This window comes from Runella sp. MFBS21 (assembly GCF_029433105.1).
Taxonomy (GTDB): domain Bacteria; phylum Bacteroidota; class Bacteroidia; order Cytophagales; family Spirosomataceae; genus Runella.
Genome location: NZ_JARNTW010000002.1, coordinates 534,663 through 552,185, shown reverse-complemented (window position 1 = coordinate 552,185; position 17,523 = coordinate 534,663). Strand labels below are relative to the sequence as shown.

Here is a 17,523-nt window from a genome sequence, read left to right as displayed (position 1 = left end):
CTAAATACTGATTAATCAGTATTGAATCCCGCTCGTTGGGCAGATAGTTTTGCATCATCAAAATTCTATTTAAAATGATACAAAAGTTTTTCTGCTCCTTGCTCATCCTCATGAGCATTCACCACCTTGTAAAGGCACAATCAAACCAGCTTATACGCGGTATAGTTACGGATCAAATCACCTCACTACCCATACAGTTTGCCACTGTTTCTATCGTCAATAGTCAGCCATTAATGGGTGCCGTCACAGATAGTTTAGGTGTGTTTATATTATCTCCTGTTCCTACTGGCAGATATGATATAGAAGTGTCTTGTATAGGCTATCACAAAAGGATAGTACGTGAGGTACTTGTGGTTTCCGGTAAGCAAACACAAGTGTTTGTTGGGCTTGAAGAAAATCCAACACAGCTGAGTGAAGTAGTGATAAGACCTACTTTAGATAAGCAAAAAACCTTGAACCCATTTGCCATTGTGAGTGCGAGGATGCTAAGCGTAGAAGAAGCCTCAAGGTATGCAGGGGGATTTGATGACCCTGCACGATTAGCCTCGGCTTTTGCGGGGGTCGCCTCCAACAACAGTAACAATGGTATCGTGGTGAGAGGTAATGCGCCTCGCTATTTACAATGGCGAATGGAAGGCGTAGAGATACCAAGCCCCAATCACTTCAATGATTTGCGTTCGTTTGGAGGTGGTACCCTAACTGCCCTTAGCGCTCAGATGCTGACAAACTCCGATTTTTTGACGGGAGCCTTTCCAGCCGAATATAACAATGCGCTTTCAGGCGTGTTTGATATGAATTTGCGAAAGGGGAATACCGAAAAAACAGAAAGAACCATTCAATTGGGGCTTATAGGGCTGGAGTCGTCTCAGGAAGGCCCTTTCAAAAAAGGTGGAAAATCATCGTATGTGTACAACTACAGGTACTCGACGCTGGGTTTATTAGCCCCTGTATTACCCGACGGTGCCTCGTCTATTACGTATCAGGATTTGTCATTCAAACTCCATTTTCCAACCAAAAAGGCAGGTGTGTTTTCCGTTTGGGGTTTGGGATTTATAGATAGCGCAAACAACAATCCTAAAAAAGATAGCACAGACCGCAAATATTATGATGATAGTCAGGAAGACAAAATCAGAATGAGGACGGGTGCGTTGGGAGTAAACCATAAGATTTTTCTAAAAAACAATGCCTATATACAAACGGCGCTATCCGCAACCGCCAACGAGACCGATTGGCAAACGAAGGCCCTCAATCAGTCGGAGCAATTAGTGCCTTTTAGCAATATTTCGAATACCAATTGGGAGTATGCACTATCCACATTTTTAAACAAAAGATTTGGAAATAGGCACACCAACAGAACAGGGGTAAGGGTAAGATTCTTGAATTATGACCTACACCTAAACCGTGCAGCCAGTGTAGGGGAAAATCCTGCCGAAATTGTAAACGCAAGCGGAAACAGCGTCCTGTCGTCTGCATTTACTAACTCCTCTGTAGTTCTTACTTCCGGGTTAAGATTGAATGTGGGTGTTGCGGTCCAACATTTTTCGCTCAACAATAACTATTCCATAGAACCACGAATGGCGCTTGCCCAAAATATAGGCGAAAAGCATACGGTGGGATTGGCTTATGGGCTACATAGCAGAATAGAGAGTTTGTATATGTATTATAACAACTCATTATCTACCGACGAGAAAGCGGTAAACAAAAATCTGGATTTTACGAAGGCTCACCATGTTGTGTTCAGTTACGATTGGAATATCACAGATATAATACACCTAAAAGTAGAGCCTTATTTCCAACACTTATTCAGCGTGCCTGTCATGGCGGGTACTTCGTTATCTGCTGTTAATTTCCAGTCAGATTGGTTTTTTGCCGAGAAACTCATCAATGAAGGACAAGGCAGAAATTATGGTCTGGATATAACCCTGGAGAAGTATATGTCGAAGGGGTTTTATTATATGGCTACCACCTCCATTTTTGAATCAAAATACAAAGGAGGCGATGATGTGTGGCGAGATACAAGGTTCAATAGAAACTACGTAGTCAATTTACTGGCGGGCAAAGAGTGGAAAGTTGGTAAAAATAAGCAGAACACATTTAACATCAATGGTCGATTAACATTTCAGGGAGGAGACAGATTTTCGCCGATTGATGAAGAAGCAACAAAAGCAAGAAAGGCGATTGTGTATGATGAAACCCGCGCCTACTCCCTCCAATCAGCCCCCATTACTAATGTGCATTTAACGCTTGCATACAGAAAAAACAAAGCAAAAAGTTCAAGAGAAATCGCTTTGAAAATAGTAAATCTTACCCAACAGCCCGATTTCTTTGGCTACCAATACAATTTTAGAACAGGGGGAATTGATAAAGATGTTGAGACGGTTCTCCTGCCTAATTTGAGCTACAAGATACAATTCTAAAAAAATCCGAACCTACAACAGCCATTTTGCAAAAGCGGGGTTTTAGTGCTTCTATGAAAGTGAAGTGCTAAAAACCCCGTCTTCTTTTAAATCTCTTCATAAGTTGAAAGCAATGAAATTACCGCTAATGTTGGCAAAATCATCTAAACAGATTACATGTTTGCTCTAGCTGCTTGCGAGCATGATTAACCTTACTTTCCCATTCATTAAGGGAGTAGTTTGTTTTTTGGTGAGCACTGATAGTGGCTTTTTGATGGCGTAATGACACAACTTTCTCTTTCTCCTCATTTTTTTATCTTTTTTTAAAGTAATTTCCGCAGCTATACGTCTGTAGAGATAATCCATTTTATTTTGGCTTTGGCAGCATCAAAAAACAATATCGTACAAACCATCAAAAAATACAGCAAACAGTTGTTTGGCTTCATTCGTCAACGCGTAAGTAGCGACGAAGATGCCGAAGACATCATGCAAGATGTATGGTATCAGTTGAGCAGTCAGCCGGAGATTGAAGCCATCGAACAAATGGGCAGTTGGCTCTACCGAGTGGCTCGTAATCGTATTGTAGATGGCTATCGCAAACAAAAACCCGAACGCCTCGAAGATTATGGATATGAAGATGATGAAGGGGAGTTTTATTTCAAAGACCTTTTGCTAGCCGATGACGGCACGCCCGAAACCGACTACCTCCGCGAAATATTTTGGCAACAACTCTTCGAAGCCCTCGACGAACTTCCCGAAAACCAACGCCAAGTGTTTGTCTGGAACGAACTTGAAGACCAGACTTTTCAGCAAATTGCTGACCGTACTGGCGAAAATATCAAAACGTTGATTTCGCGCAAGCGCTACGCTGTGCAACACCTCCGTCAACGGCTGGAAAGCTTATATGAAGATTTGATTAACAGTTAAATGCAAAAAAATATGAATCGTTATCCCAACTACCGCCGTCGCTTTTGGCTCTTTCCGGCATTTGCCATCATTGCTGTTCTCGTACTTGGAGGCGTGGTTCAATGGCTCTGGAATGCAATCCTGCCCGCACTGCTAGGCGTAAGTTTTATTTCGTTTTGGCAAGCGGTAGGACTGCTAGTGCTGTGCCGTATTTTATTTGGCAATTTTGGTAGAGGGTTTGGTTCACGAAGCTCTCAGCATTTCCAAAAGAGAAATCCTTGGCGCGAAAAATGGGCGAATATGAACGATGAAGAACGTACCAAATTCAAAGAAGAATGGCGTAAACGCTGTGGCCGTTAGGCTTTTACAATAGCCCACCAAGAAAAAAAAACAAAATTTTTCAAAAAAGTTTAAAGTAATTTTTCGTTTCATCCGTCATCCTTTTTGTACACCCATTGGTACTTTTTTAAAAAATCATTTAAAACAATTTACAGCTATGTTTACACAAATTTTGAGAGTAATTGGAACAGGTCTCCTTGGCGGTTTTTTCCTCTTTATGTTGCCGTTTTTATTGTTGAAAGCCTTTTTGTTTTTCTTGTTTGCGGGCTTGATGTTTCGGTTGTTTTTAGGTCGTCGCCGCCGCCGTTGGGGGCGCTCTTACCAACCCTACTACGCTCCTTATGAAGATGTAACAGAACAGTACCGCAAAGAAGGCTTGAGAGACGAATACCAACGTCCTACTATTAAAATTTAAGACCGCAATAACACCTTACATTTTAGAAATCATTTCATGAAAAGACGAACCAAATTGGTTTTGGGCGTGACAGTCGCGCTCATCACTGCGGCAGCTTTGCGCTTTACCGTAGGGCACCACGGGTGGCACCACCACAGAGGCCACCATGCTTGTCAGCATCACAAGTCTCCTCATCAAGAGCGAGAGCAAGCCGATAAGCCACAAACCGAAAATCCATCAAATCAGTAACCAAACAACTTAACAATATGCATCATCATGGAAGATGTGGTCACAGACATCCCGGAATGGGATTTGGCCACTATGGCAGACGGCACGCCCACTCGAATTTCAGGGTTCCTGTCAATGTCTCAAAAACCGACAATAGCTACGAAATCTACGTTATCGCGCCCGACCGCGCCAAAGAAGATTTCAAAATCAATCTCAAAGGCAACGAACTGACGATTTCGTATCAGGCTGTAAACGACGACGAAAACAAAAATTGGATTCGCAATGAGTTTAGGAAAGCTTCTTTTGAACGAAGCTTTTGGATCGACGAGACCGTCGATACCGCCAATATCAAAGCAGAATATCAAAAAGGGATTTTACAGGTAACTTTGCCCATTATCCCCGGTTCGGAGCAGCCCACGCAGGAAATTTTCGTAGCTTAGTAAAAAAAGGTCGATGTCATAGCATCGACCTTTTTTACATAACATCCTATATTTTAGGGACTTAAACCGTTATTCTTCGTTTGCGTCCAAGCACTTCCCATCTACCCGTTGACTCCTGATTTTCAACTACGTACGCTTCATCATAAAGATTCACCGTAGGGCACACATGGTAGGGTACGCCATACAGCACTTGTCCTACTTGAATGTTATCCCAGTCCTGCACTTTTATCACTCCATGTTCCTCACTTTGTCCGATGAGTTCGTAGTTTTCCAAATTCAGAAACCTGATTCGGCGGTCTATGGGATTTTCAGCAGCTACTGATTTATGTCCCATATCGACCGTAATAAGCCCTTTCTGGGGTTTTGAGATAACTCGTGTCAGTACCAAAGCTGCATATTCGAAAGGCTGTTCGGAGAGTTTGTCGCCGTATCCCCAATCCCACAGCACGCACGTACCTGGACTACAATACGTTTCTCCATGCAACGCATGTACCGTAAACGAGGGAGTTCCCCCAGCTATCACCAAAGGCTTGGGGAGATTTGAGTCGGATATTGCCTCCAAAAAATGTTCTACATCCACAAACCCATCTTCTACTTCGGCCTTTCGAGCTTCAAAATCAGTAGCACGGATATGCCCGTCATAAACGTGTAGTCCGTGACATTGGAGATGAGGCAGCGAATGCAACTTTTTATATAAATCCAAAATAGAGGCATCAAGCGGGTGTCCTGAGCGATCCATCCCGTTGTTGACGTCCAAAAAAACATCACTTGTCAACTGAGCTGTGCCAAAAACAGTGCTGTGTTCTTCTGCTATATCTTGTGAATCAATAAGAGAAGCAAAGAAAACATCAGGGTACAACCTACGCAATGCCACCAAACGGTCGATTTTGGGGCCTACCAACTGATGGGCAATCACCACATGTTTGGCCCCCGCAATAGCGGCCATTTCGGCCTCACCAATGGTCGCACATTTGAATTTGGTGATTCCTTTCGCCAACATCAATTTCACAACTTCGGGCATTTTGTTGGTTTTAATATGGGTATAAAGACGGTTAGTGTCGCCCGCTATTGCGATCATCTTGTCGATATTATCAATTACCCTTTCTTTGTAAATAAGTAAAGAAGGTGAATCCAGCTGCGATTCGTTGTGAAGGTGATACCACTGATTTTGACTCATATTTTTATAAAAGTTGTACTTAATCAAAAATTACGCCTTTAAGTTATTTTTCAAGCTGATAAAGAACTAGAAAATATGTTATCGTTTCATTCTATTCTTTTTCCAATTTTTCGTAAGGATATACGCACAGTTATAAATAAACCAAGAACTTTTCAAAAACATCTACTGTATATCAGCAACTTACGAACACGCTTTGCTTGTTTTTTCTTATAATTTTCGGATAGAAACTGATTTTATACCCAAACACTCCCTCAAAGTTAATAAATTTGTTACGTCAATCGGGCACTTATTCTCAAGTCACATACGTATCAAAAAAGTCCCCATAAATCTTTAAAAACCATTTGTCTATGTCATCTAATTCAGCCGTTGTAGAAGAACCTTTGTTGGTTGAAGACCCCCATCGTTTTGTACTATTTCCAATCAAACATCATGATATTTGGCAGTTTTATAAGAATCATGAGGCAGCTTTTTGGACCGCAGAAGAAATTGATTTAGCATCCGATCTTCAAGATTGGGAAAAACTCAATGACGGTGAAAGGCACTTTATTTCGCACGTGCTAGCATTTTTTGCCGCATCTGACGGTATTGTCAACGAAAACCTCGCGGTCAATTTCTTGAAAGAAGTTCAGTATGCAGAAGCCAAATGCTTCTACGGTTTTCAGATTGCGATGGAAAACATCCACTCCGAAACCTACTCTTTGCTTATTGATACTTACATCAAAGACCCCATCGAAAAAGATAAAATGCTCCGCGCTATTGACACCATCCCATGCGTGCAGAAAAAAGCAGAATGGGCTTTGCGTTGGATTGCCAACGGCTCGTTTGCCGAGCGCCTTATCGCTTTTGCTGCGGTGGAAGGTATCTTTTTCTCAGGCTCATTTTGTTCGATATTCTGGCTCAAAAAACGTGGACTCATGAAAGGTCTATCATTTTCTAATGAGCTTATCTCACGCGACGAAGGTCTGCACCGCGATTTTGCTTGCTTGCTTTATACCGATCACATTGTCAACAAATTGCCCGAAGAAAGCATCTATAACTTAATCAAAGATGCGGTAGCGATTGAACAAGAATTTGTGACAGATGCGCTTCCGGTGTCTTTGATTGGGATGAATGCCACTCTTATGAACCAGTACATTGAGTTTGTGGCCGATCACTTGTTGGTGTCGCTTGGTTTGCAAAAAATCTACAATGCCACCAATCCCTTTGATTTTATGGATATGATATCACTCCAAGGGAAGACCAATTTCTTTGAGAAAAAAGTGGGAGAATACCAAAAAGCAGGTGTTAAGAACTCCACCAAAGAGCGTGAGGCACAACAACTTAGCTTTGATGTAGAATTTTAATATTAAACCCTGCCAACGTTTTGAACGTTGGCAGGGTTTAAAAGAAAACGCAGGCAACGTTCAAAACGTTGCCTGCGTTGAAAATTGTCTACAAAACACCCTGGCAACGTCGCAAAAAAAATCAGGCAACGTTGCCTGCGTTAAGCATAGGAATGAACATTGCTCCCTTAGCGGTATCCTAAGGTTTTGTTCATCTCTTGTATAATAAACCCAAAGTCTTCAGGATTGCTTTCAAAATCCAAGTTGTTGACATCAATTGTAAGCAAAGGCCCGTCGATATAATGTTGGGCAAAATTTTCGTATAGTCCATTCAGATTCAACAAGTATTCGTCCGTGATACTCTGTTCAAAATCCCGCCCACGTTTCTGAATCTGACGACGAAGTTTGGGTAAGTCCGCTTTCAAATACACAATTACATCAGGCGCTTGGATGGTATTGGTGATGGTTTCATAAAGCATCAAGTAGTTTTGATAATCACGAGCTTCCATCATACCCGTATCAGCTAAGTTTTTGGCAAAAATAAAGGCGTCTTCATAGATAGTACGGTCTTGCACTACCGTCTGATAGTGCATAGAGCGAATCTTTTGCGCTTGTGAAAAACGACTATTGAGGAAGAATACCTGTAAGTTGAACGACCAGCGTGACATATCTTCATAAAAATCAGCCAAGTAAGGATTGCCTTCAACAGCTTCATAAAGTACATCCCATTTGTAATGTTCAGATAATTTGCGGGCAAGTGTGGTCTTACCTGCGCCGATGTTTCCAGTAATCGCAATATGCATTGAGGTAAAGAATTAACCGTTAGAGTAGATTTGTTTGTAGATTAGAGTATAATATTAAGACTTATAAATGTACGAAAATGGTACAAAAATAACGATATTTTAAGCTTTTTGTTCGAGTTATGACCATTGTCAACTTTTGACTGTTCATAAATTCGTATTTTTGCAGGAACCTTATTGCTCTGTTTTATTTTACTAACTAACAGAAAAGCAGAGACAAAGCGTCTGTAAATTTGCAAGCAGGTATCTGCTTCTAATAATGAATAAAAGTTTTTTGTGATGAAACCATATAGTGTTCTCTTGTATTATCAATACGTGCCCATCGAAGATCCAGAAGGCTATCGCGATGCTCAGCACGAATTTTGTGTAAAAAACAATCTCCTTGGTCGCATTATCATTGCCCCTGAAGGACTTAATGGTACAGTCTCAGGCTTGAATGAAGATTGCGAAGCCTATATGAAATGGGTCAAAGAAGACCCTCGTTTTGCTAGCATCGATTTTAAGGTAGAACACCACGAAGCACACGCCTTCCAAAAACTTCATGTACGGCTGAAAGAGGAAATCGTCAATTCGGATTTACCGGTGGACCCGCTCAAACAAACCGGTATTCATCTCGAACCTGCGGAGTTTAAACAACTCCTCAAAGAAGACCCCAATCTGGTGGTGATTGATATGCGCTCCAATTACGAGCACAGTGTCGGAAAGTTTAAAGGGGCTATTACCTTTGATATGGAAAATCTCCGTGAACTCCCCGAACATATCCAAGAAATCCAACACCTAAAAGGACAAGGTAAGAAGATAGTGACCTATTGTACAGGCGGTATCAAGTGCGAAAAAGCCAGTGCGTATCTGCTCGACCAAGGTTTTGATAATGTATATCAACTCCACGGCGGTATCATCAAATATGGTTTAGAAGCCGGTGGAGAGGATTTTGAAGGAAAATGCTACGTGTTTGACAATCGCCTCACAGTAGATGTCAATCAGGTAAACCCTCAGGTGATTTCAAAATGCTACGTCTGTGGCACTCCTTCCGATCGCATGGTCAACTGTGCCAACAACGAATGTAATATCCATGTACCGATGTGCGAAGATTGTGGTTGGAAAATGGAAGGTGCCTGCTCCGAAGAATGTAAATGCAGCCCTCACAAACGTCCCTACAACGGCACAGGTTACTATCCCAAAAAGAGCGACCATTATACGCCACTGCAAGGTTTAAAAAGCTTCAAAAAGTCGATGAAAAAGACAGAAGTTTGAAAATAACCCTGCCAACGTTCAAAACGTTGGCAGGGTTTGCGTTCCAAACGTTGGCAGGGTTTAATATTAGAGCCCTTCTTTTTTCAAAATGGCTTCGGCTTCCATATCCTCATACTGACGAATCAGTTTTTTCAAGTCTCCCAACAATTGCTGCCTAATCTTTTGATACGCAGGATTAGCATACTGATTTTGTAGCTCTTCAGGGTCAGTTTTAAGGTCATACAACTCCCAATATTCACCATCATTATAAAACCGAATCAACTTATAGCGATCAGTACGAATCCCAAAATGCGTTTGCACACTGTGCTCGGCGGGGTACTCGTAATAGTGATAATAAGTTGATTTTCGGGGTGTTTTACTAAAAAAGGATTGTCCTTGCATGTCTTTGGGCACTGCTACGCCTGCTTCTTCCAAAATCGTGGGTGCAAAATCAGTATTGTTATGAATGGCGCGGTCGATAGTACCAGGCTTGATGCGTTTGGGATAACGAATCAGCATCGGCATGTGATGCGACTCTTCGTACATAAAACGCTTATCAAACCAGCCATGCTCACCCAAGTAAAAACCTTGGTCAGACGAATAAACCACGATGGTATTGTCGGCCAAACCTGCTTTATCTAAATAATCCAAAACACGCCCCACATTGCGATCGAGGGAGAGAATGGTCCCTAAATAATCTTGCATATAGCGCTGGTATTTCCATTCATCAAGAGCGCGGCCCGTAGGATTTTTCTTTTTAAAGTCAGCCGTTACTTGGTCGTAATACGCCAACCATGCCTTACGCTGGGCAGGATTCATTCGTTTTACAAAAGCATCATCGGCGGCATCTACTTTCAAATCCTCTTTCAAACGCATGGTTTTGGTAACGGTCATATCTTGACGCCCCGCCGCAATGCGCCCTTCATAGTTGTCATAAAAAGTCTTGGGCAAAGGAAACTTCACGTGGTCGAAAGCCCGCAAATCGCTCGTATCAGGTTGCCAATTGCGGTGCGGGCATTTGTGACCAATCACCAAACAAAAAGGCTTAGAAGCATCGCGGTCGGTAGTGAGCCATTGGAGGGCTTTGTCGGTAATCACATCAGTAGCATATCCTTCTTGACGTATAGTTTTACCGCTCATTTCGATAAAATCAGGATTATAATACGCCCCTTGCCCTGGCAGCACGGACCAATAATCAAAATACTGAGGCGTAGCTTGCAAGTGCCATTTGCCAATCCAACTAGTCTGATACCCTGCCGTTTGTAAGTATTTGGGATACATGGCCTGCCCGGCGTTAAACTGCGTCAGGTTGTTTTTATGACCATTTTTATGGCTAAACTTACCCGTGAGCAAAGTAGCACGACTAGGCGCACAGAGCGAATTGGTACAAAACATATTTTCGTACAATGCCCCTTCTTTAGCCAAGCGGTCGATGTTGGGCGTTTTAATATACGGACTCCCGTAGGCGCTAATTGCCTGCAAAGCGTGGTCGTCCGAAAACAGAATCAGAATATTGGGACGTTTGTCTTGGGGTTTGAAAGAAAGCAATCCAAGCCCAATCGTCAAAAAAAGCGCACAAAGAGGAAGTAGTGTTTTTTGCATTTTAAAAAAAATTATTTGACAAGCCACTCATAACTAAATAAAGCATAAACGACTTGGGTATAATCATTTTTTTCGTACAAAACCCCAATTTTGTTGTCTTGCTGAACCACCAAGTCCGAATAAGCCGCAGGGTCTTCGTAGGCCGAGGGGTTGCCATAAATCTCTTTGCCTGCTGACCAGCTCCGACCGTTGTCGTGACTTACCCTTACCGTTAGATTTGCTCGTTTGCTTTGGTGATTCAGATTCGAGAAAAGAAATACACTTTTACCTTTGGCAGGCCGATACTCAATCATACTCCCTTGGCATATAGGGTCGGGCAGGTCTTTCATTATTTTTACTTCTTCCCAAGTAGCACCACCGTTTTTAGAAAATGCCTGAATTCGATACTTGGCATCCCCCGACTGATTGCGGCAGTTGATGACCAAATCGCCATTGGCAGCTTGGGCGGCGGTAGCTTCGTTGCTACTAGGATAAGCCACATCCGATGCAATGCGAAAGGTTTTTCCGTGGTCATCGCTATAAAAACCATGCGAAATATAGTCGCGTGAGTCTTTTTGTGGTGGGCCTACGGAGTGATTGGCCGCGATAAAAATCCGCCCTTTGTACTTACCTTGGGTGAGCTGAAGCCCATGCCCTGGCGTGTTGGCATAAGTTCGCCAATCTTCTTTGAACTTGTACTTAGGATTGATTTCAGGCTTATTGGGCTTCGATACCTGCCAAGTAATATTGACCCCTGTCGACCACGTTTGTCCACCATCGGTGCTGGTTTTGTACCATACCTCACGAAGGGCTTTCCCTTCTCTCACTTCTTGCTCGTGTACTGTGCCCGTGTTATAAAACAAAAACAAACGACCTTGGGGAAATTTTTTATCGGTAAGGTCAAAAACGGGCGCAGGATTTCCAGCTTGGTCGTTGCCATTATCGGCCACGACTTGCAGCGCACTCCACGAAACGCCATTGTTGGTACTACGTTTCATAACAATTTCGACATCGCCAAAATCCCCGCAGTTGTTGCGACGAGCTTCCACAAAAGCCAGCAAATCGCCATTAGGTGCTTTGACAATTGCAGGAATCCGATAGCATTTATAACCGTTTTGCCCATTTTGAAATACCACACTTTCTTTCACCGGCAACTCCACCGCCCAGCTTATCAGCCCTCCTAATATCAACCCTATTACTTCTTTCATCGGTCTATTTATTTTATCAGATTTTCTGATTTCGAGGACTCAGAAAATTCAGTTTGGTGTTTTAGTCGCCAAAAACGGCTCTTTTTGATAGATTTATTGAATCATTTTTGAAAACCATTAGAATACGCTTTCTCTCTTTTTCTGGCAGGTTATTGTAATGTTTATACTAAATCAATATTTGCTTATTTTGTTTGACATTAATTGATTCCCTATTTGCACTACTACAATATAATTTCCCCTCGGCAAATAGGAGATATCTATGTTATTTAATTGGTTGGCAAAACTAAATTGTTTCTCAAATACTACTCTCCCATTCAAATCTATGATACGTAATAGTGGAGGAAATGTGTCATTGATATTTGTTTTTATTGATAATCGGTCAATTACTGGATTGGGAAAAGTAATTATATCCCAAGAGGGTGTAGAGGGCTCTATTGACAAAATAGGAGGAGTAATATTCCAAAATTGGCGACCATTATCGGCGGTTAAGGCCGAACAAAGGACGATTTTATCACCAATAATATTAAAGTCTTTAGGATTAGAACTCAAAACTCCTGACCTTATATCAGCCAATTGCCGAGTTCGTTCAGGGCTTCCTTCGGTGAGCCATAATTCAGTCCCATTTTCTTCTGACGTCGCCGTAAAAAGAAGCATCCCTGCAAAAGGTTGTTCAGGCATTATACGTGCTTCTGTCAATGCTTTTAGCATGGTTACTTTTCCCTGAGACTCACTAATATAAATACCTCTTGTGATTTGTGTGCCGTTTTGTACATATCCTTGAAAGCCCCTCTTTCCCCCTAGGTTATAAAAACGGGTAGAAGAGACAAAAAAATCACCTAATTTTTCCGTCTTTAAACTGTCTATTTCCCAAGTTTCGGGCGAAGGAGCTGCAAATGAGACGTATAATTTACGGTTTTGCTCAAACCAACGTGCATTTTGGTAAACTTTATCGGGCAACAAGCGACTAAGTGAATCTTTAGCGGGTGTAATTCTCCAAATATTATTTCCTACAATAACATTGTTCAGCCCATATTTTACGATTTGTGAGTTTTTATCGGTCGCATTTCCTTTCAATATCCGAAACGACTTAGTAGAAATATCAAGCATTCCTACATTGAGTTGGTTAGAACTTGTCGCTATTACTAGAGCATATAAATTACCCATTTTCTCCACCCCTCTTAAAGTTTCAAAATCCAAAGGGCCAAATTCTTGGATATTTTGACCGTTGGCATCTACAAAAGTGACCCAACTTTTACCTGACTCACGTCGGTGTACAAAGATGCCATCTGCTACCTTAAAAGTAGCTTGGGCAGATGCTATTTCAACAATTTCTTGGGAGGTATCATCCATAGCGTTGCCTGTAACAAGACCTAAGCGTCCTGAGTTTTTCTTTCTAAGATAAAAATATCGAGGTCCGATGCCCAACGGAACTACTGTAGAGTCTTTCACGTATAAGTTTTGTACTTCGAGCAACTTAGTCCTTAAATTAGCATCAAGAAGAATAAGGGCTTGGCTATTATAAATCAAGAGTTTATCAGTAAGCTCTATTACTCTTCTAGTTTCATTGGCAGATAAGACAGTAGCGGTTCTAGTAACCCAATTGTCTAAATCAAATTTGTAAAATTTATCGGTACCAAACCACACTAAATTTTGGTTGTTGAACGAAAAAACTTTGGGATCGGTGGGTATGTTAGTAAGTGAAAAAAAAGTTTTAGTACCTACGGTAGTACCGTTAGTAGCACCAATATATCTTTTGCTATTTTGATCTATAAAAGAAAAAACTGCGCGATTGTTTTCTATATATAAAAGTCCTGATTTAGTACCATTAGGGATTGTATTGCCAAGGGTGTCTAGTCTACTGATTTTCTCGCTAGAAAAGCCGTCAGTTTTATAAAGTGCAATATCTTTTAAATCAGAATCTCCTAAGAAGTACAGATAATTGCCCATCACAAAATGGGGAATGTCCTTATCTGCTACTGGATTTAAAATCCCCAATGGTTTTATATTTTGTCCTTCTAAAGATGCTTTAAATAAGTTTACATTTCCAGTAGCAGTAGGGCTTCCTGCTAAGATAAAATGAGCATTGATTTCAGAAACTTCAGTAGCATAAAAACTTCTCTTACTTACTACTTGAGTGGAAGGATTAAGTATAAACAATTCACTTTTAGAGTTTTCATTAAAGAAATATGTCAGATTGTTGTTACTTAATTTCTTAAGATATCCCCTGAGGTTATATTTAGTTATATTTAGATAGTTTTTTTTAACCTCACCTGTACTTAAATTAAAAGTAACTATATCTGAGCTAGTACCCCAATATAAATTATCATTTATGGCCGCAAAACCATGGTTTGTTGTAGACTCTAAAAGTTTATTGTGTACAGTATTTAGGTTTTCGCCATCAACGGTGTTACGAACAATGAGCCTATTGACTACTGAAGATATATGAGAGGGGTATTCGATAAACTGTAAGGTATTATCAATGATTCGTGAAGTCATAGCTCGAAAACGCTCGGTATTGGTGGAAGGAAATCCCTCCACTGCCGAATAAAGGAGTTTGGTAGTAGCAGGAGTACCCTTCGTTTTGAGAATAATCTTCTCATTATTAGTGGTATAAACGTACACATCTCCTTTGTATACATTATAAAGTGGCAGGCCATGAAGCATGCGTAGACCAAATAGCTTATAAGTACCTGCTTTGCTCCCATTAGAGCTCCACAGTTCGTAATCTCCGTTTTCGTTGTATATAAAATACAACTGATAATCCAGAACCGAAGGTGTCTCTTGGCTTAAGACCACATCTGGCAGTACAAATTTTAAGGCACCAAAGTTGGGCGTTATAAAAGTTTTGGTATTGTTGACAATGTCAGCAATATATAAGCCTTTAAATTCAATGATAAAAAACTTATTCCCTTGGGCATTGGGTCTAAATCGCTCAATTTCCCCATCATGGGTATATACTTTTTGGGTATTTTCGGCGGTGCCATCTGTTTGCCAAATTTCAGATTGATTTGCCCTGTTTTTTGTTAAAAAATACAGCTTTCCATTTGCGACAACGGTACTGGCTTCGACTGACATGGAAAAGAATGTATCCAAAAAACGAACTAAGCTACTCTCTGGACCAGGAGTAATATCTTTGAGAAGATAAGTACCAGCATCAGAACCATCACTGACCCACCACTCAGCACCATGGGCTTCGGTATTTGCAATAAACAATAATTTATCTCCTAATTTATGGAAAGCTCTAGGATTAGAATAAGCACTCGCACGATGGGAGATGTTTGAAATTTGGTCCTGTGCATATAAGCTTTTAACTATTACAAATAGAATAAAAAAAATGGCGTGTTTTATCATAACTATTAAGAATTGAGTTGCAATATAATTCTAGTTTTAAAACTAAAAGCCCTCATCTAATTAAATTATTGACTATAAAACATAATGACAATTAATTCTCGATGAGCTTAAACCTTGCGAGAATCCTTTACTCCAAATAGATTTTAAGGTTAGCTAGCTTTCTCCTCTTTTCACATCTCTTCTCAACTGACGCAACCTTCATGTTTGTTTGTCCGTATGGGCATTAAACAATCAAATCTTCTGTTACTTTCATGAAAAAATCATCTTTATTACTCAGTCTTGGGGTTATGTTGTTTATAGCAGCTTGTACCAAAACAGATAACACCCCTACTTTTGACGTATCACTTGGTCAGACCACCTTGGGGCAGGTGCTTACTGGCGCAAACGGTAAAACGCTGTATTTCTTTGCGTCAGATATTTCGGGTCAATCCCAATGCACTGGCAATTGTTTGACGAATTGGCCCGTGTTTTACAAAGAATCTCCCACCCTAAGTACTGACTTGGCCGCCGCTGATTTTGGAACAATCACACGCAGTGACGGTACCAAACAAACTACCTACAAAGGTTGGCCACTATATTACTATTCGGGCGATACCAAAGCGGGCGATATAACTGGCGAAAAAGCTAATAATGTATGGTTTGTGGCCAAAACTAACTATTCATTGTTTTTTGCCAATGCCCAATTGGTAGGTAATGACGGTAAAAATTACCTAGCAGACTATACCGTTGGTGATGGTAAGACAGTCTATCTTGTGGATGCCGCAGGCAGAACATTGTATGGATATGTGCCTGATAAAAAAAATACAAACGCTTATACTAAATCTGATTTTAGCAATAACGCTACTTGGCCTATAGCTGAAATCGCCATTCCTAGCAATTTGCCTAGCAATTTGTCGGCTAGTGATTTTACGGTGATTGACGTATTTGGTCGCAAACAGCTTGTATTTAGAGGGCACCCTCTTTATTATTTTGGCTTAGACAACAATGCCAAAGGCTCTACAAAAGGAGTGAGTGTTCCTCGTCCAGGGGTATGGCCTGTCTACAATGCCTCTACGACAGCTTTACAATAGATACCACTTACAACAAACCCCAACCACAAGAGGCTATTTAGTAAGTCAAATAGCCTCTTGTGGTTGGGGTTTTTAAATCCCCTTATTTTTCTAGCAGCATCGCTCCGTACGAATATCCGCCTCCAAACACAGTAATGATGATGCGGTCTCCTTTTTGGAATCGATTCCAGTGTTCTGAAAGCCCAATGGCACATCCTGCGCAGCCAGTATTGCCAAGGTATTGGATGTTGGAAATCAGTTTATCTTCTGGTAAGCCCAGCGTATTCATGACATTGACACTGATACGCAAATTGGCTTGATGAGGCAGTACATAGCTCACATCTTCTATCGTGAGGCCGCAGCGTTCTAGCACTTCTAGGCTGGCTTTGGGCATGTAAGTACAGGCGTTGATGAATACATCTCTACCAAAAGGCATGATTACGCCTCGCTCGTTGGGACGCAATACCACGGCTTCGATAGCCTTGCCACTAGTGGCTGCTCCACCCGTCAACAATGCCTTTATTTCCATGTCACCTTCGTAAAGGCGCTCTTTCGTGATGAGCAGTGCAGCAGCTCCATCTCCCCACAAATGCCCCGACACGGTGTCGGTTTCGTTGTAGTAGCCAGTATTGTGCTCCGAAGCAATCACCAATGCTTTGGTGGCTTTGTTCAGGGCAAAATAACCCTCTACGATTTCGACGGCATTGAGCAACGACGAACAAGCCGATGAAATAGTGACTACTGGAATATTGGGAATTTCGAGATAATGCTGTACGGCGTGCCCCAAAGTCACAATAGTATCATAAGCCGTATAGGTAGCCCCTACTATTAAATCTACTTCTTTGATATCTACTTGAATATTGTCCGTTAAAGCTTTGACTGCTTCTACTCCCATCGTGTGTGAGTTTTCAGCAGAAGCCGCCTTGCGTCGTAATTGGATGCCGGTACGTTGTACTATCCACTCGTCGGAAAGCCCGTTTAATTTTGTAAAATGTTCGTTGTCAACTACTTGTTCGGGTAAATAGTGACCGACCTGATGCAGAAACATGCTATTGGATTCTTTATACCTAACATTTGAGGCCGAAAGTTAAACATTTCC

General features: G+C 41.4%; 15 protein-coding genes. 9 read left to right on the top strand and 6 right to left on the bottom strand.

Going from position 1 to position 17,523, the window contains the following annotated elements; all coding sequences use genetic code 11:
- Window positions 1-74 precede the first annotated feature (74 nt).
- The 6 genes from P1X15_RS06495 to P1X15_RS06470 all read left to right on the top strand — a co-directional run bounded on the left by P1X15_RS06495 (window position 75) and on the right by P1X15_RS06470 (window position 4,703).
- Window positions 75-2,417: a carboxypeptidase-like regulatory domain-containing protein gene (locus P1X15_RS06495; RefSeq protein WP_277337336.1), complete on the top strand. Its 2,343-nt coding sequence runs from the start codon at window positions 75-77 to the stop codon at window positions 2,415-2,417.
- Window positions 2,418-2,774: 357 nt separating this feature from the next.
- Window positions 2,775-3,323, top strand: a complete 549-nt coding sequence (locus tag P1X15_RS06490; protein WP_277337335.1) for an RNA polymerase sigma factor — start codon at window positions 2,775-2,777, stop codon at window positions 3,321-3,323.
- A 12-nt stretch (window positions 3,324-3,335) separates the two neighbouring features.
- Window positions 3,336-3,662 (top strand): hypothetical protein, encoded by a 327-nt coding sequence (locus tag P1X15_RS06485; protein ID WP_277337334.1) that lies wholly within the window; start codon window positions 3,336-3,338, stop codon window positions 3,660-3,662.
- Between the two features lie 136 nt (window positions 3,663-3,798).
- On the top strand, window positions 3,799-4,056 hold the full coding sequence (locus tag P1X15_RS06480) for a hypothetical protein (RefSeq protein ID WP_277337333.1): 258 nt from the start codon (window positions 3,799-3,801) through the stop codon (window positions 4,054-4,056).
- A gap of 36 nt (window positions 4,057-4,092) precedes the next feature.
- Window positions 4,093-4,284: a hypothetical protein gene (locus P1X15_RS06475; RefSeq protein ID WP_277337332.1), complete on the top strand. Its 192-nt coding sequence runs from the start codon at window positions 4,093-4,095 to the stop codon at window positions 4,282-4,284.
- Window positions 4,285-4,301: 17 nt separating this feature from the next.
- Entirely contained in the window at window positions 4,302-4,703 is a 402-nt protein-coding gene (locus P1X15_RS06470) for an Hsp20/alpha crystallin family protein (protein WP_277337331.1), read from the top strand.
- 61 nt (window positions 4,704-4,764) lie between these two features.
- Here P1X15_RS06470 and P1X15_RS06465 read toward each other — a convergent pair whose 3' ends face one another.
- Complete coding sequence (locus P1X15_RS06465) at window positions 4,765-5,880, bottom strand: D-TA family PLP-dependent enzyme (protein ID WP_277337330.1); 1,116 nt, start codon at window positions 5,878-5,880, stop codon at window positions 4,765-4,767.
- A gap of 347 nt (window positions 5,881-6,227) precedes the next feature.
- On the opposite strand from P1X15_RS06465, the gene P1X15_RS06460 reads away from it, so the two are divergent.
- On the top strand, window positions 6,228-7,223 hold the full coding sequence (locus tag P1X15_RS06460; RefSeq protein WP_277337329.1) for a ribonucleotide-diphosphate reductase subunit beta: 996 nt from the start codon (window positions 6,228-6,230) through the stop codon (window positions 7,221-7,223).
- A 167-nt stretch (window positions 7,224-7,390) separates the two neighbouring features.
- On the opposite strand, the gene P1X15_RS06455 is transcribed toward P1X15_RS06460, so the two are convergent.
- Window positions 7,391-8,005, bottom strand: coding sequence for a deoxynucleoside kinase (locus P1X15_RS06455; protein WP_277337328.1), 615 nt, complete (start codon window positions 8,003-8,005; stop codon window positions 7,391-7,393).
- A gap of 276 nt (window positions 8,006-8,281) precedes the next feature.
- Here P1X15_RS06455 and P1X15_RS06450 point away from each other — a divergent pair, with 276 nt between their 5' ends.
- Entirely contained in the window at window positions 8,282-9,256 is a 975-nt protein-coding gene (locus P1X15_RS06450; RefSeq protein ID WP_277337327.1) for a rhodanese-related sulfurtransferase, read from the top strand.
- A gap of 66 nt (window positions 9,257-9,322) precedes the next feature.
- Here the strand turns inward: P1X15_RS06450 and P1X15_RS06445 are convergent, their stop codons facing one another.
- The 3 genes from P1X15_RS06445 to P1X15_RS06435 all read right to left on the bottom strand — a co-directional run bounded on the left by P1X15_RS06445 (window position 9,323) and on the right by P1X15_RS06435 (window position 15,375).
- Complete coding sequence (locus P1X15_RS06445) at window positions 9,323-10,837, bottom strand: sulfatase (protein ID WP_277337326.1); 1,515 nt, start codon at window positions 10,835-10,837, stop codon at window positions 9,323-9,325.
- Between the two features lie 11 nt (window positions 10,838-10,848).
- Window positions 10,849-12,024 carry an exo-alpha-sialidase gene (locus P1X15_RS06440; RefSeq protein WP_277337325.1) on the bottom strand — a complete coding sequence of 392 codons (1,176 nt, stop codon included), beginning with the start codon at window positions 12,022-12,024 and terminating at the stop codon, window positions 10,849-10,851.
- A gap of 171 nt (window positions 12,025-12,195) precedes the next feature.
- Entirely contained in the window at window positions 12,196-15,375 is a 3,180-nt protein-coding gene (locus P1X15_RS06435; RefSeq protein ID WP_277337324.1) for a T9SS type A sorting domain-containing protein, read from the bottom strand.
- A gap of 251 nt (window positions 15,376-15,626) precedes the next feature.
- On the opposite strand from P1X15_RS06435, the gene P1X15_RS06430 reads away from it, so the two are divergent.
- Window positions 15,627-16,445, top strand: coding sequence for a hypothetical protein (locus P1X15_RS06430; protein WP_277337323.1), 819 nt, complete (start codon window positions 15,627-15,629; stop codon window positions 16,443-16,445).
- An 82-nt stretch (window positions 16,446-16,527) separates the two neighbouring features.
- On the opposite strand, the gene P1X15_RS06425 is transcribed toward P1X15_RS06430, so the two are convergent.
- On the bottom strand, window positions 16,528-17,472 hold the full coding sequence (locus P1X15_RS06425; protein WP_277337322.1) for a 3-oxoacyl-ACP synthase III family protein: 945 nt from the start codon (window positions 17,470-17,472) through the stop codon (window positions 16,528-16,530).
- Window positions 17,473-17,523 lie beyond the last annotated feature (51 nt).

Excerpts from the sequence above, each read along its gene's own strand:
- P1X15_RS06495 (WP_277337336.1), top strand. The coding sequence starts at position 75 with ATGATACAAAAGTTTTTCTGCTCCTTGCTCATCCTCATGAGCATTCAC.
- P1X15_RS06485 (WP_277337334.1), top strand. The coding sequence starts at position 3,336 with ATGAATCGTTATCCCAACTACCGCCGTCGCTTTTGGCTCTTTCCGGCA.
- P1X15_RS06480 (WP_277337333.1), top strand. The coding sequence starts at position 3,799 with ATGTTTACACAAATTTTGAGAGTAATTGGAACAGGTCTCCTTGGCGGT.
- P1X15_RS06475 (WP_277337332.1), top strand. The coding sequence starts at position 4,093 with ATGAAAAGACGAACCAAATTGGTTTTGGGCGTGACAGTCGCGCTCATC.
- P1X15_RS06470 (WP_277337331.1), top strand. The coding sequence starts at position 4,302 with ATGCATCATCATGGAAGATGTGGTCACAGACATCCCGGAATGGGATTT.
- P1X15_RS06465 (WP_277337330.1), bottom strand. The coding sequence starts at position 5,880 with ATGAGTCAAAATCAGTGGTATCACCTTCACAACGAATCGCAGCTGGAT.
- P1X15_RS06460 (WP_277337329.1), top strand. The coding sequence starts at position 6,228 with ATGTCATCTAATTCAGCCGTTGTAGAAGAACCTTTGTTGGTTGAAGAC.
- P1X15_RS06455 (WP_277337328.1), bottom strand. The coding sequence starts at position 8,005 with ATGCATATTGCGATTACTGGAAACATCGGCGCAGGTAAGACCACACTT.
- P1X15_RS06450 (WP_277337327.1), top strand. The coding sequence starts at position 8,282 with ATGAAACCATATAGTGTTCTCTTGTATTATCAATACGTGCCCATCGAA.
- P1X15_RS06445 (WP_277337326.1), bottom strand. The coding sequence starts at position 10,837 with ATGCAAAAAACACTACTTCCTCTTTGTGCGCTTTTTTTGACGATTGGG.
- P1X15_RS06440 (WP_277337325.1), bottom strand. The coding sequence starts at position 12,024 with ATGAAAGAAGTAATAGGGTTGATATTAGGAGGGCTGATAAGCTGGGCG.
- P1X15_RS06435 (WP_277337324.1), bottom strand. The coding sequence starts at position 15,375 with ATGATAAAACACGCCATTTTTTTTATTCTATTTGTAATAGTTAAAAGC.
- P1X15_RS06430 (WP_277337323.1), top strand. The coding sequence starts at position 15,627 with ATGAAAAAATCATCTTTATTACTCAGTCTTGGGGTTATGTTGTTTATA.
- P1X15_RS06425 (WP_277337322.1), bottom strand. The coding sequence starts at position 17,472 with ATGTTTCTGCATCAGGTCGGTCACTATTTACCCGAACAAGTAGTTGAC.